The sequence below is a fragment of the Gemmatimonadaceae bacterium genome, assembly GCA_019752115.1.
Taxonomy (GTDB): domain Bacteria; phylum Gemmatimonadota; class Gemmatimonadetes; order Gemmatimonadales; family Gemmatimonadaceae; genus Gemmatimonas.
The window spans coordinates 177,368-190,144 of the sequence record JAIEMN010000024.1 but is presented as its reverse complement, the minus strand read 5'-3'; the positions used below and the strand labels follow the sequence as shown (position 1 = coordinate 190,144).

Below are 12,777 nucleotides of genomic sequence, written 5' to 3'. Positions count from 1 at the left end.
ATGGCACCCTCGACAAGCCCTACTGGCGGCGCGCGCCGCATTCGCGAAGGCATTGCCCTGACGTTCGACGACGTCCTGCTGGCGCCTCGCCATTCGCTGGTCCACCCCAAGGACGTCAGCCTGTCGTCGCGCTTCACGCGCGGGATCACGCTCAATGTGCCGCTCGCCTCCGCGGCCATGGACACCGTCACCGAAAGCGAAATGGCCATCGCCATGGCGCGCTACGGGGCGATCGGCGTGCTGCACAAGAACATGTCGGTCGATCGGCAGGCCGCCGAAGTCGATCGCGTGAAGCGCAGCGAAAGCGGCATGATCCTCAATCCGATCACGCTCTCTCCCGCCGCCTCGCTCCGCGAAGCGGTCGCGCTGATGATGCGCTTCAAGATCTCGGGCGTGCCGATCGTGGATGTGACCGGCAAGCTGGTCGGCATCCTCACCAATCGCGACCTGCAGTTCGAGCGCAATCTGGATCAGCCGCTCGCCGAGGTGATGACGAGTGAAGGACTGGTGACGGCGCCGCTCGGGACGACGCTCGACGAGGCCGAACGGATCCTCGCCAAGCATCGCATCGAGAAGCTCCCGGTGGTCGATGCCGACGGCACGCTCAAGGGGCTCATCACCGTCAAGGACATCCACAAGCGGCGGCAGTACCCCGACGCCAACAAGGATCAGTACGGTCGCCTGCGCGTCGCGGCGGCCATCGGCGCCGGCGGTGACTATCTCGACCGCGCGCGCGCGCTGGTGCAGGCCGGCGTGGACGTGCTCATCATCGACACCGCGCACGGCCATAGCGAAGGGGTGCTGCAGGCCACGGCCAAGGTGCGCGAGGCATTCCCGGACGTGCAGCTGATCGCCGGCAATGTCGCCACGCGCGAGGGCGCGGCCGCCCTGGTCGCGCGCGGCGTGGACGCCGTGAAGGTGGGCGTCGGGCCGGGCTCGATCTGCACGACGCGCGTCGTCACGGGTGTCGGCGTGCCGCAGATCGCCGCCGTGATGGACGCCGTGGAAGGCGCCGGCGACGTGCCGGTCATCGCCGACGGCGGCATCAAGTACTCGGGCGACATCGTGAAGGCGCTCGCCGCCGGGGCCTCCAGCGTGATGATGGGCTCGATGCTCGCCGGGACCGAGGAAAGCCCGGGCGAGTCGTTCCTGCTCGAAGGGCGCCGCTTCAAGATGATCCGCGGCATGGGCTCGCTGTCCGCCATGCAGGACGGCTCCGCCGACCGCTACTTCCAGGACGGCGAGATGGGCCCCAAGAAGCTGGTCCCCGAAGGCATCGAGGGACGGGTCCCCTACAAGGGCCCGGTGGGCGATGTGCTCTTCCAGATGATCGGCGGCCTGCGGAGCGGTATGGGGTACGTGGGCTGCGCCAATATCGACCAGCTCCGCACGGAAGCCGAGTTCGTGCGCATCACCACGGCCGGCCTGCGCGAGTCGCATCCGCACGATGTGACGATCACCCGCGAGGCGCCGAACTACTCGGTGTAACCGGCGCGGTCACACAGGGGCCGGCCATCCCGCATCGGGTGGCCGGCCCTTGGCGTGTCGCCCTCACGTCTCACCTCGGCGCGTGCTCCGGGGAGCTCCCGGCGTGGAAATCGCGCGGGCTGGCATCCCGGGCGCCGTCCAGACTGTCAGAAGGTTCGGACAAGAGCAGCGCGAAGGCTGTCCATAGCGTATTGTTCCGTCCGACCGTCCCCCCGCGCGCCCGTTCATTCCCCGGGGTGCGCCAAACCTCGACCTCACCCCCCGACCGATGGGAATCTGGTCCAAGAAGTCTATCGCAGCGCTCCGCGCAGAAGCGGACAGCTCCGAGGGTGGCCTCAAGCGCACACTCGGCGCGCTGAACCTCACGATGCTCGGCATCGGTGCCATCATCGGCGCCGGCATCTTCGTGCTGACGGGTACCGCGGCCGCGAATTTCGCCGGCCCGGGCGTCTCGCTCTCCTTCGTGCTGGCCGGCCTGGCGTGCCTCTTCGCCGGTCTGTGCTACGCGGAGTTCGCGAGCATGATCCCGATCGCCGGGTCCGCGTACACGTACAGCTACGCGACCATGGGTGAAGGCGTGGCGTGGTTCATCGGCTGGAACCTGATCCTCGAGTACCTGTTCGCGGCGTCGACCGTGAGCGTGGGCTGGTCGGGGTATTTCAGCGCGATGCTGAACGAGGTGGGGATCCACATTCCGGCGGCCTTCGCCAGCGCGCCACTCGGCGTGGAAGGCGGCCACACGGTGGTGCGCGCCTTCACCTGCGTGGACGCCAGCGGCGCCACCCTGGTGGATGCGGTGAGCAAGGCAGCGTATGCCACGCGTGATGCGTGCACGGCCGCCGGTGGCAATGTGGTCAACGGCCTGATCAACCTCCCGGCCGTGCTGCTCATCCTCGCGCTCACGATGCTCCTCGTGCGTGGTGTGCAGGAATCGGCGACGCTCAACAACATCATCGTCGCCATCAAGATGGTCATCGTGCTCCTCGTGATCGGCTTCGGGTTCATGTACGTGAACCGCGAGAACTGGACGCCGTTCATCCCGGAGATGGTCACCAACCCCGACGGCAGCACGAAGTACGGCGTGGCCGGCGTGCTCCGCGCGGCCCCGGTCGTCTTCTTCGCCTACATCGGCTTCGACGCCGTCTCCACCGCTGCGCAGGAAGCGAAGAACCCGCAGCGCGACCTGCCGATCGGCATGATCTCGTCGCTGCTGATCTGCACGGTGCTCTACATCCTGATGTCGCTGGTCATGACGGGCCTCACCAAGTACACGGCGCTTGGCGTCGCGCACCCGGTGTCGGCCGCGCTCGAAGCGGTGCCGCAGCTCAAGTGGCTCGAGTACCTCGTGAACATCGGCGCCGTCGCGGGTCTGTCGTCGGTCGTGCTCGTCATGCTCATGGGCCAGCCGCGCATCTTCTACACGATGTCGCGCGACGGCCTGCTGCCGAAGATCTTCGCCAAGGTGCACCCGCGCTATCAGACGCCGGCCGCCTCGACCTGGATCGTCGGCATCATCGCCATCGTCATCGCCGGCTTCTTCCCGCTCGGCCTCCTCGGTGAGCTCGTGTCGGGCGGCACGCTCGCCGCGTTCGCCACGGTCTGCATTGGCGTGATGGTCCTCCGCAAGCGCTCGCCGGAACTCGAGCGCCCGTTCCGCACCCCGCTCGTGCCGCTCGTGCCGATCCTGGGCGCCGGCGCGACGCTGTACATGATGTACCAGCTGCCGAAGCTCACGTGGATGCTCCTGGCCGCGTGGACGGCGATCGGCATGACGACGTACTTCATCTATGGCATGAAGAACTCCACGATCGGCAAGAAGGAATCGGGCCGGTAATGGGTACAGGGGTGGCCGATGGGCTGCTGAGCGCATCGGATGCGCGTCGGGCAGCAATTCGCAGCTGGGCCGACGCGCTGCGCCCCGGGATGACCGTGGCGCTCTCCACCCACATCAATGCTGATGGCGACGGGTGCGGTTCGGAAACCGCACTCGCCCGCCTCCTCGCCCAGCGGGGGATCACGTGCCGCATCGTGAATCCCACGCCGTGGCCGGCGATGTTCCAGTTCCTCCTGGGCGATGACGTGCACGACGCCACCGCCCAGGGCGCCGCGGCCCTCGATGATATCGACGCCCTCGTGGTGCTCGATATCAACGATGTCCGCCGGCTCGGTCAGCTCGCCGACCGCGTGCGCGCGCTGACCGTGCCGATCTCGGTGATCGATCACCACGTGGCCGGCGATGAACCGGTCGGCACGCTCGCGGTGACCGACACCGCTGCCTGCGCCACCGGTGAGCTCGTGTACGACATCGCCATGGCGCTCGACCTCGAGATCACGCCGGCGATCGCCCAGTCGCTCTACGCCGCGATCCTCACCGATACCGGCAGCTTCCGCTACAGCAATACCTCCCCGCGCGCCCACGCCGTGGCCTCCCATCTCCTGTCGGCCGGCGTTGACCCCGAGGAGATGTACCGCCGCATCTACGCCCAGGTGAGCGTCGGACGCCTGCAGCTGCTGCGCTCCGCACTCGAGACCCTCGAAGTCGATAGCAGCATCGGCCTGTCATGGATCTCCGTGGATGCCGATGCCATGGAACGCTTCAAGGTCACGAGCGAAGATCTCGACGGCATCGTCGAACACCCGCGATCGATCTCCGGCACTCGCCTCGCGCTCTTCTTCCGCGACCTCGGCCACGGCAAGGTCAAGGTGAGCTTCCGCAGCACCGGGCAGGTGGATGTGCAGCAGTTCGCCCGCCGCTACGGCGGCGGCGGCCACGCCAAGGCCAGCGGCGCACTGCTTACGGGCGCCCTCGCGGACGTCCGCTCGCAGGTGGTGCACGACGCGCGACAGTATCTCGCGTCGGGGGCGTAACCGACGGCGTTGGGGCGCGGGCGCGATCGAGCTCCCGCTGCAGATCCTTCGTGAGGCGCTCGGGGCGGAATGCCACGAGCGCCTGTGTGTTTTCGGCGATGACCGTGCCGTAGAAGGTGCCGTCGTCGCCGACCGTGACCGCATGGAGCACCAGCGGCAAGCGCCGGCTGTAGAGATACCGCCCGCTGAGCCGGTCATAGTAGTCCACGAGGCGAAAGGCATCACGCGCCGTCTCCGAGCCGAAGATCAGTACCGTGTCGCCGCGGATGGCGATGCCGCGCGCGATCGGACGTGACTCCGACGTCTGCGGCGCCTCGATGATGACCTGCGTAAGCGTGCGCTCTCGCACCCGTTCCACCACCTTCACGACCGGCTCAGGGCCGCGCTCGATCAGCGGGTGCATGGCCACCGCGCGTGTATCCGGCCGCACCAGCGCCCAGTCGGCGCCAAAGAAGCGCACGAGCGCGCAGGCGCCGCTACCGTCCGCGGCACTGAGAAACGCGCGGTGCGCGAATGACTCGGTCGCGTGTCTCGCTGGCCGCCAGTCGGCGTTGAAGGTGCTCACGCGCCGGCCGGCCGTATCGAGGACGACCAGTGCCGAATCACTCCGCTCATACGCCACGAGGATGCGGCCATCCGGGCGGACGCAGGCGTGCGAGACCCGGAAGAGATCCGGCAGGATGATGTCCCAGTGCATGGATCCAGTGGCGCGATAGCCGGTGAGGCGGGCGGTGGATTGGTCCACCACGGCGAAGCCCCAGGGCGTGGGCAGCAGCAGCGACGGGCGCTTGAACTCGCCCGGGCCGTTGCCGGTGGCCTTCAGGACGAAACGAGGGCGACCCGTGCGGGCATCAAAACCGCGCACTTCACGCGTGCCCAGATCGAGCACCGCGACGAGCCCCGACGTCACGACAATTTGTCGCGGCTCCACAAAGGTCTCCGACTCCTTCTCGGCGCCAATGGAGAACACGCGACGCCACAGCGAATCGGTGGCGAAGGTGCGCGCCGCTTGGGCCGTGCAGAGTGCCGGCACGAGGAGCCCCGCGAGGGCGATGCGCAGGCGGAACCGAGACGATGGCATGGGTCCGTGTGTGGAAGGTGGAGAGGTGCGCATTACTCGATCTGCTCGATCCAGGTCAGCCCTTCGATGGCGCGCCGCAGCCCGGCGAACTCGCGCGGGGAGCGCGGGCTCTGCGACGTGAGCCGCACGCGCCCCTCCTGGTCGTACATGATCACGACCGGGGTGCTGCGATGACCCAGCGTCGCGAGTTCGCGGATGACCGCGCGGGGGGCCGGCTTGAGGTCTGCGTGGCGCGTCCAGGCGGGCAGCAGACGGCGGATGATCGTGGAATCGCGGGGATCGCCGACATACCAGATCACCCCCAGCCGGACGCGCTCGCCGACCCCGCGCCGGTGCAGCAGGTCGAACATCCGCAGATTGCCGCTGCAATCGCTGCGCTGCAGCAGCATCGCGGCCCTTAGCGGCTCGCCGGTGAGGACGGTGCGGGTGTCGGCGCTGGCGCTACGCAGGGCGCTCGAGGGTGCGACTCGCGAGTGATCGATGGCGGCACTCGCGAGCAGCACCGAGAGCCCTGCGCCGCTCCCGATGAGGAAACGGCGCATCGGCGGTCAGGTCTCGTCGTCGAGCGAGCAGCCCGAGCCGGCGGGCATGCCCAGGAACGGCGAGAGCAGCGTGCACGAGCCGCTCAGCGCGGACGACGCATTGCGATCCTTGTAGATCGGCACTTCGCCGATGGTGCGGCAGTTCGTGCGGCTGATGCGCAGCGTGATGTTCCAGCCGCCGGCGTAGCTGAAGTCAATGCTCCAGTCGCACTGCTGCTGGGGCGCCTTGCCGCACTCGGTGAGGGTACCGGCCCCGCAGGTGGTCGAGATCGGGTCACCCTCGTCGGCGCGGGCGGTGGCGACGTTGACGGTGGCCAGGGCGAACAGGACCGCGAAGACGGCAGTGGCCAGGCGTGGAATCCGGGTGGTCATGGTGTGCTCCTCTCATCTATCCGTGAAAAGGCGCGCGGCCCCCGCCGCGCGGCCGGCCGGTGGTCGCCCGCAGGCGCCAGCACCGACGGGGCCACAGTACCGCGGGGGCGTCACCGACGTGTCATCGTTCCGTCGGGCATTGGGCCGTTCCAACGCGGCCCGGCGGGTCGCCTTGGAGACCCTCCCACCCCCGCCTAGCTTTCAGGGGTTGTCCCAGACCCCGTAACGCAGAGATCCAATGCAGCCCCTGATGGAGCGGATCACCGGCGCGCTCGCCGCTGTCCGCAACCCGCGCACCGGCGCCGATGTGATGGCCGCCGAGCAGGTGCGCGATATCGCTACCACCGTTGACGGCAAGGTCCGCCTCACGCTGCTCCTCGCGCCCGAGGACGACGCCACGCTGGTGCGCGACGTCCGTCAGGCCGTCGAGGCGCTGGCCGGCGTGACCGATGTGCGCGTCGATGTCCGCGACCCGGCGCAATCCGAACCCACACCGGCGCGTCAGGCGCCTTCTCCCATGAACCAACCGAAGGCTCCCGCGGCTGGTGGCTTCGGCCGCGCGCTGCCCGTGATGGATGCGGCGCCAGCCAAGGCGCCGCCCAAGGTCCCCGAGCCGGTGCAGTACCCGAACCTCGGCCGCATCATCGCCGTCTCGTCGGGCAAGGGCGGCGTCGGGAAGAGCACCGTCGCCGTGAATCTCGCGGTGGCGCTCGCCAAGGCCGGCAAGCGGGTCGGCATCATGGACGCCGACATCTACGGCCCGAATCTCCCGCTCATGCTGGGCGTCGATGCGGCGCCCGCCGTGCGCGACGAGAAGATCATTCCGCTCGAAGCGTACGGCGTGAAGGTCATCTCGCTCGGCTTCCTCATCGAGAAGGAGCAGCCGGCGATCTGGCGTGGCCCCATCGTGATGAAGATCATCACGCAGTTCCTGCGCGATGTGAACTGGGGGCAGCTCGACTACTTCCTCGTGGACATGCCGCCGGGCACCGGTGACGCGCAGCTGTCGCTCGTGCAGGCCACGCAGGTGCATGGCGCGGTCGTGGTGACGACGCCGCAGCAGGTGGCCGTTGGTGATGCGCTGCGTGGCGTGAAGATGTTCGAGCGCACGGCGGTGCCGGTGCTCGGCATCGTGGAGAACATGTCGTACTTCGAGAACCCCGAGACCGGCAAGCCGATCGCCATCTTCGGGAGCGGCGGCGGTGAGCGCCTCGCCAAGGAGTGCGACTTGCCGCTGCTCGGGCAGGTGCCGCTCGATCCGCGCATTCAGGAGGGGGGGGACACCGGTCGCCCCATCGTGGATGCGCAGCCCGACTCGCGCGCGGCCAAGGCCATCGCGCAGGTCGCGGAACGTGTGATGCAGCGTCTTGACGAACGCTACGGCTGATCACGAACCGCTCGATGCCCCACGCGGCGAACTCGTTGGCGAACCGCTTTCGCTGACGATTCGCCGCGTGGCGCTTCCGGCCGTCATCGCGAACCTGCTGATGACGGCCTTTCACAACATCGACACCTTCTGGATCGGGCGGTCGTTGGGCGCCGAGTCGCTGGCGGCGGTCACGGGGGCCGTGTTCTGGATCTGGCTGGTGATTTCGATCGGCGAGATGGTGTCGATCGGTCTCGATGCCATCGTCGCGCGGCGTCATGGTGAGCGGCGCCCACACGAAGCGGCACATGCGGCGAGCGAGGGGCTCTGGCTGGCACTGGGACTCGGCGCGTGTATCGCGGCCGCGGCGCCCTTCGTGGTGCGCGCACTCTTTGCGCTCGAGGAGACGAGCGCCGGCGTGAGTGCCATCGGGCAGACGTACCTCGGGCTCTACCTGCTGGGGATGCCGCTCGTGTTCGGCTTCTTTGCTGTTGACGCGACCTTCCGCGGCAAGGGCGACACGCGCTCGCCGCTCGTGATCCTCGCGGTGACGACGGTATTGGGGCTCATCCTCGACCCCATACTCATTCGCGGCTTCGGGCCCATCCCGGCGCTTGGGGTGCGCGGCGCGGCACTGGCCACGCTCGTGCCGCGTGCGCTCGCGTGTGTGGTGGGCGTGTGGTGGTTGCATCAGCGCGCAATGATCGCGTGGCGCGCACCGCGCTGGTCGTCGTTGCTGACCATCGCGCGGATCGGCGCGCCGGCGGCAGCCACCGGCGTGGCGTTCAGTGCGATCTACGTCTGGCTGACGCGCATCACCACGCAGTTCGGTACGCCGGCGCTCGCGGCGCTCGGCCTCGGCTTTCGCGTGGAGAGCGTGGTGTACGTCGTGAGCGTCGGAATGGGCGCGGCCACGGCGGCGATCGTGGGGCAGAGCCTTGGCGCCGGTGATGAACGACGCGCCATTCGCGCGGGATGGGCCGGCATGGCCGTGGTGAGCGCAATTGGCGCGGTCATGGCCGCGGTCACCTATGTCTTTCCGACGCAGCTCGCGGGCATCTTTTCCACCGATCCGGCCGTCGTCGCCGAGGCGGCGCATTATCTGCGCATCGCGGCGTTCTCGCAGCTGTTTCTGGGCGCCGAGGTGGTGCTCGAGAGTGCGATGGGTGGCGCGGGGTGGACCTTCGTGCCGATGGTGCTGAGTACGGCACTGACCGCGTTGCGGCTGCCGGTTGGCGCCTGGGCCGCGGCGCGGTGGGGCACGACCGGGTTGTGGTGGACGATTGCCCTGACGGCGGCGGCGCGCGGAATCGTGATGGCCGCGCTCTGGGCGTGGGGCCGCTGGCGTCGGTCGCAGGTCTGACGCACGTTTCGCCCATGACCGCACCGGCGATCACCCTGCTTACCGACTTCGGCACGGCCGACGGCTACGTGGCCGAGCTCAAGGGCGTGCTCGTGTCGCGCGCGCCTCAGGTGCCGCTGATCGATCTGTCGCATGAGATCCCGCCGCAGGATGTGGCGGCGGCGCGGCTCGCGGTGGCGCGTTATTGGCGGCGCTTTCCCGCCGGGACCGTGCATCTCGTCGTGGTCGATCCGGGTGTCGGTACCGGGCGCGCGGCGATCGCCGTCGAAAGTGACGGGCGCTTTCTGGTGGGTCCCGATAACGGGGTGCTCTCACCGGCGCTCTTCACGCTCGATGCGCGCGTGGTCGCCCTGCCGGTTGATGCACAGGCCTCGGCGACGTTTCATGGCCGCGATGTCTTTGCCCCCGTGGCCGCCGAGTTGGCGATGGGCGCGCCGCTCGAGAGCGTGGGGGATCCCTATATGAGCGCGCTGCGATTGCGGACGCCGCAGCCACAGCGGCACGCCGACGGGTCGCTGCACGGCGAAGTGCTCACGATTGATCGTTTCGGCAACGCGATCACGAATCTCGCGGTGCGCGATGGCGGCGTGATCGAGGTGGCGGGGCGACGCGCGCCGATGGTGCGCACGTACGGAGACGCCGAGACGGGGGCGCTGATTGCGCTCGTCGGATCGAACGGCTTTGTCGAACTGGCGATGCGCGAGGGGAACGCCGCGATCGCGCTTGGGCTCACGCGCGGGGCGTCGGTGGTGCTGCGCCCGCGCTGAGCGCGGGGCGTGCAGGGGGGCGCTTAGAGGTCGGCGCCCGAGCCGGTGCCGCTGTTGGTGCTGACCGGCCGACGGGCCGCCACGACGCCTTGGACCGGCGTCGGCGTCTGCCAGCTTGGGGCCGGCGCTTCCATCGTGGTGGTGGTGCTGGCGGCACCCCAGCGAGCGCCCTTGAAGCGCCCGAACTGCACGCTGAGCTTGGCGACGCCAATGCGCGACTTCACCACCGCGCCCAGACCAACCGTGCCGACGGCCCAGGTAAAGGCGACGGCGATCAGGCGGGCGATGCCCCCGGCCAGCGGGATCGGGGCAGCGGCGGCGGTCCCAAACCACACCAGGCTGAGCGCGGCGAGCCCGACGGTCAGGCCGCGGAGCGCCGCGTTGCGCTCGTTCTGGCCCGAGCCGCGCCCGGCCAGCGCTCGGCCGATGACCATGGCCACGGCCAGGATGCCGAGCGTGAACGCCCCGGCATAGGCCAGTGCCCAGGCCAGCGCCACGATGGGGGTGGCCAGCAGGCCGATGATGGTGATGGCGCAGGCGAGCAGAAGGACCGCCAGCAGGGGGGCGGCCAGGAGCTGCCAGAGGATGCCGGCCCAGAAGCTGCCCGACACATCGCGGGCGGCGGTCTTGGCCACGGCGAGCAGTGCCTCTTCGGCGGTCATGAGCACCACGACCCCGATCAGCAGGCCGATGCCGAAAACCCCGGTGATGGCGTAGAGGGTCGTCAGCATGGCATGCCCTCCGTCAGCTCGTGCGGCGCGAGGCCGTGGCGAGCGCCCGGATTCCCACGACGCCCAGGCCGGCCGCGGCCACAAAGCCGCCGAGGGCGAGGGCCATGGTCTCGGGCGTGCTGGCGCGCAGGGCGTCGAGCCCCGGCTGGCCCAGTACGGTGGCCATCAGGTCGCTGCCGGCGGCGACAACCTGTTCGCGGAAGCGCTCGAGGCCGAGCGAGGCGAGGACCAGCCCCATGTCGGCGCGGGCCACCGCCCAGGTGGCGGCCGCAGTCCCCAGGCCGGCGGTCAATGCGGCACCGATGCCCGCGGCCACGCGCGCGGGGCGTGACGCCGGGACGTAGCTCTCGACGGCGCGGGTCGCGGCCGCGTGCCAGGGCTCAAACACCTGCACCTGACTCATGACCCGGTCGGCGAAGCCCGCCGAGGGGGCAAAGTCGGGGAGCGTGTCCAGCGCCAGCATGAGCTCCCGGGCGCTCTCCAGCTCGGTCTGGCACTCCAAACACGAACGGACGTGAGCCCTGAGGGGCGCCACGCCGAAGCCTTCCTCGCCATCGAGGAGGAGCTCGATTTCGTCCGGTCTGAGGTGTCTATCCTGCATGATGGGGAGCCTCCATGGTGGCACTACGCAGCGGCTGTGGGCGGTGTTTCAGGGGATTTGGTGAGCGTTTCATCATTCGCGGAGGGGCTCCAGCGCCTTCCGCAGCTCGTGCCGGGCCCGGTGGATGTACGTCTTCACCGTGCCCAGCGGCAAGTCGAGGGTGGCCGCGATTTCCTCGTAGGCTCGCCCTTCCACATGACGCAGCATGATGCACGCCCGATACTCGGGGCGGAGCTTGGCAATGGCCTTTTCGATGGCCGACCCCAGCTCGCGCGATTCGAGCTCCTCGAGGGCGTTCTCCTGGTCGGCTTCGAGGTCGATGCTGCTGGCCTCGACCTCGGACGCCGTGGCCGCGTGCGGGCTGCCGTCGATGGAGATCGTGTCGAGCCGCCGCCGACGGAGATGATCGATGGCGACGTTATTGGCGATCTTGAACAGTCAGCTCGAGAACTTGAACTCGGGGCTGTACTTGTCGATGTGGTTCAGGACCTTGATGAAGGCATCCTGCGCGAGGTCTTCCGACGTCTCGCGGTCGCGCACCATGCGGTAGATGAGCGAGAACACCGGCCGCTCGTAGCGACGCACGAGCTCACGAAACGCGAGCTCGCGCCCCTGCTGGGCGAGGCGGACAACATCGGCATCGGGAAGGGTTCCCAGCTCGTCGAGAGTCGGCATGCGCTGGGGCAAAGCTAGCGGCGTGGACAGGGGCAAACCAGCCAGACGGCCCGAGTTCCGGACTGATCGGGGTTCGGGATTCGCCTTGCTCGCCGTCACCCATTCCGGTGATCTTTGAGGATGCCAAGCACCATCGACGCCCCGGGGGCGACGACGCCCGAGCGCTCCGGCGCGGGTCCCGACGCGCTCGCCGTCGCGGCCCAGGCGGCCGACGGGACGGGCAAGCGCGAGTACGTGCAGCAGATGTTCTCGGACATCGCGCCGCGCTATGACCTGCTCAACCATGTGCTGTCGATGAACATCGACAAGCGCTGGCGGAAGAAGGCGCTCGCGGCCCTCGGCTGGACGGCGCGGCCGGCCGGTACCTATCTCGACCTGTGCGCCGGCACGCTCGACGTGGGCGCGACGCTCGTGCGGCAACGCGGCTTTACGGGGTTCGTGGCCGGCGCCGATTTCGCCGTGCCCATGCTGCAGCACGGGGCCGGCAAGGCGCCGCGGGCGGTGCTCGCCCCGGTGGGCGCCGACGCGCTCGCGCTGCCGTTTGGGAACGCGACGCTCGATGGGGCCATTGTGGCTTTCGGCATCCGCAATGTGGCTGATCTCGACGCCGGGCTGCGCGAGGTGCGGCGTGTGCTCACGCCGGGCGCGCGTTTCGTCATCCTCGAGTTCTCGACGCCACGGTTCGCCATCGTGCGGGCGCTCTATCACGCGTACTTCCACAACGTCCTGCCCCTGATCGGTCGCCTCGTGAGCGGTCATGGCTCGGCGTACACCTATCTGCCGCTCTCCGTGGCCAAGTTCCCCACGGAGGAGGCGCTCGCCGATCGGCTGCGCCAGGCAGGCTTCCGCACCGTGCAGTGGCAGCGCCTCACCTTCGGGATCGCGGCGATTCACGTCGCGACCGTCTAGCGGCAGCGTCGCGC

General features: G+C 69.1%; 14 protein-coding genes. 7 read left to right on the top strand and 7 right to left on the bottom strand.

All coding sequences use genetic code 11. The features are described from left to right. The 3 genes from guaB to K2R93_13475 all read left to right on the top strand — a co-directional run bounded on the left by guaB (window position 1) and on the right by K2R93_13475 (window position 4,356). Window positions 1-1,488, top strand: coding sequence for an IMP dehydrogenase (guaB, locus tag K2R93_13485; protein ID MBY0490848.1), 1,488 nt, complete (start codon window positions 1-3; stop codon window positions 1,486-1,488). Window positions 1,489-1,756: 268 nt separating this feature from the next. Continuing rightward, window positions 1,757-3,322: an amino acid permease gene (locus tag K2R93_13480; GenBank protein MBY0490847.1), complete on the top strand. Its 1,566-nt coding sequence runs from the start codon at window positions 1,757-1,759 to the stop codon at window positions 3,320-3,322. Then, entirely contained in the window at window positions 3,322-4,356 is a 1,035-nt protein-coding gene (locus K2R93_13475) for a bifunctional oligoribonuclease/PAP phosphatase NrnA (protein MBY0490846.1), read from the top strand. The genes K2R93_13480 and K2R93_13475 overlap by 1 nt, the downstream gene beginning before the upstream one ends. Here K2R93_13475 and K2R93_13470 read toward each other — a convergent pair. The 3 genes from K2R93_13470 to K2R93_13460 are packed head-to-tail and all read right to left on the bottom strand — an operon-like array spanning window position 4,283 to window position 6,351. Then, window positions 4,283-5,437: a hypothetical protein gene (locus tag K2R93_13470; protein ID MBY0490845.1), complete on the bottom strand. Its 1,155-nt coding sequence runs from the start codon at window positions 5,435-5,437 to the stop codon at window positions 4,283-4,285. The two genes, K2R93_13475 and K2R93_13470, sit on opposite strands and share 74 nt — an antisense overlap. A 32-nt stretch (window positions 5,438-5,469) precedes the next feature. Next, entirely contained in the window at window positions 5,470-5,979 is a 510-nt protein-coding gene (locus K2R93_13465; GenBank protein ID MBY0490844.1) for a hypothetical protein, read from the bottom strand. Between the two features lie 6 nt (window positions 5,980-5,985). Next, window positions 5,986-6,351, bottom strand: coding sequence for a hypothetical protein (locus K2R93_13460; protein ID MBY0490843.1), 366 nt, complete (start codon window positions 6,349-6,351; stop codon window positions 5,986-5,988). A 238-nt stretch (window positions 6,352-6,589) separates the two neighbouring features. Here K2R93_13460 and K2R93_13455 point away from each other — a divergent pair, with 238 nt between their 5' ends. Genes K2R93_13455 through K2R93_13445 form a run of 3 tightly spaced genes read left to right on the top strand, consistent with a single transcriptional unit; the run spans window position 6,590 to window position 9,847 of the window. After that, complete coding sequence (locus K2R93_13455; GenBank protein MBY0490842.1) at window positions 6,590-7,738, top strand: Mrp/NBP35 family ATP-binding protein; 1,149 nt, start codon at window positions 6,590-6,592, stop codon at window positions 7,736-7,738. Beyond that, a complete protein-coding gene (locus tag K2R93_13450; protein ID MBY0490841.1) occupies window positions 7,719-9,080 on the top strand; it encodes an MATE family efflux transporter in 1,362 nt (453 codons plus the stop codon). The genes K2R93_13455 and K2R93_13450 overlap by 20 nt, the downstream gene beginning before the upstream one ends. 14 nt (window positions 9,081-9,094) lie before the next feature. After that, window positions 9,095-9,847, top strand: coding sequence for an SAM-dependent chlorinase/fluorinase (locus K2R93_13445; protein ID MBY0490840.1), 753 nt, complete (start codon window positions 9,095-9,097; stop codon window positions 9,845-9,847). A 23-nt stretch (window positions 9,848-9,870) separates the two neighbouring features. Here K2R93_13445 and K2R93_13440 read toward each other — a convergent pair whose 3' ends face one another. From K2R93_13440 to K2R93_13425, 4 genes are all read right to left on the bottom strand, one after another. Continuing rightward, entirely contained in the window at window positions 9,871-10,578 is a 708-nt protein-coding gene (locus K2R93_13440; protein ID MBY0490839.1) for a hypothetical protein, read from the bottom strand. A gap of 13 nt (window positions 10,579-10,591) precedes the next feature. Then, window positions 10,592-11,179 (bottom strand): hypothetical protein, encoded by a 588-nt coding sequence (locus K2R93_13435; GenBank protein ID MBY0490838.1) that lies wholly within the window; start codon window positions 11,177-11,179, stop codon window positions 10,592-10,594. Between the two features lie 72 nt (window positions 11,180-11,251). Then, complete coding sequence (locus K2R93_13430) at window positions 11,252-11,617, bottom strand: sigma-70 family RNA polymerase sigma factor (GenBank protein MBY0490837.1); 366 nt, start codon at window positions 11,615-11,617, stop codon at window positions 11,252-11,254. Next, complete coding sequence (locus tag K2R93_13425) at window positions 11,618-11,854, bottom strand: hypothetical protein (GenBank protein ID MBY0490836.1); 237 nt, start codon at window positions 11,852-11,854, stop codon at window positions 11,618-11,620. It abuts the gene before it with no gap. 120 nt (window positions 11,855-11,974) lie between these two features. Between K2R93_13425 and K2R93_13420 the strand changes: the two genes are divergently transcribed. Further along, window positions 11,975-12,763, top strand: coding sequence for a ubiquinone/menaquinone biosynthesis methyltransferase (locus K2R93_13420; GenBank protein ID MBY0490835.1), 789 nt, complete (start codon window positions 11,975-11,977; stop codon window positions 12,761-12,763). Window positions 12,764-12,777: the final 14 nt, after the last annotated feature.

Bases quoted from the DNA above. Each gene is read 5' to 3' on its own strand.
- K2R93_13440 (MBY0490839.1), bottom strand. From the start codon at position 10,578: ATGCTGACGACCCTCTACGCCATCACCGGGGTTTTCGGCATCGGCCTG.
- K2R93_13465 (MBY0490844.1), bottom strand. From the start codon at position 5,979: ATGCGCCGTTTCCTCATCGGGAGCGGCGCAGGGCTCTCGGTGCTGCTC.
- K2R93_13470 (MBY0490845.1), bottom strand. From the start codon at position 5,437: ATGCCATCGTCTCGGTTCCGCCTGCGCATCGCCCTCGCGGGGCTCCTC.
- K2R93_13460 (MBY0490843.1), bottom strand. From the start codon at position 6,351: ATGACCACCCGGATTCCACGCCTGGCCACTGCCGTCTTCGCGGTCCTG.
- K2R93_13480 (MBY0490847.1), top strand. From the start codon at position 1,757: ATGGGAATCTGGTCCAAGAAGTCTATCGCAGCGCTCCGCGCAGAAGCG.
- K2R93_13435 (MBY0490838.1), bottom strand. From the start codon at position 11,179: ATGCAGGATAGACACCTCAGACCGGACGAAATCGAGCTCCTCCTCGAT.
- K2R93_13475 (MBY0490846.1), top strand. From the start codon at position 3,322: ATGGGTACAGGGGTGGCCGATGGGCTGCTGAGCGCATCGGATGCGCGT.
- guaB (MBY0490848.1), top strand. From the start codon at position 1: ATGGCACCCTCGACAAGCCCTACTGGCGGCGCGCGCCGCATTCGCGAA.
- K2R93_13445 (MBY0490840.1), top strand. From the start codon at position 9,095: ATGACCGCACCGGCGATCACCCTGCTTACCGACTTCGGCACGGCCGAC.
- K2R93_13420 (MBY0490835.1), top strand. From the start codon at position 11,975: ATGCCAAGCACCATCGACGCCCCGGGGGCGACGACGCCCGAGCGCTCC.
- K2R93_13455 (MBY0490842.1), top strand. From the start codon at position 6,590: ATGCAGCCCCTGATGGAGCGGATCACCGGCGCGCTCGCCGCTGTCCGC.
- K2R93_13425 (MBY0490836.1), bottom strand. From the start codon at position 11,854: ATGCCGACTCTCGACGAGCTGGGAACCCTTCCCGATGCCGATGTTGTC.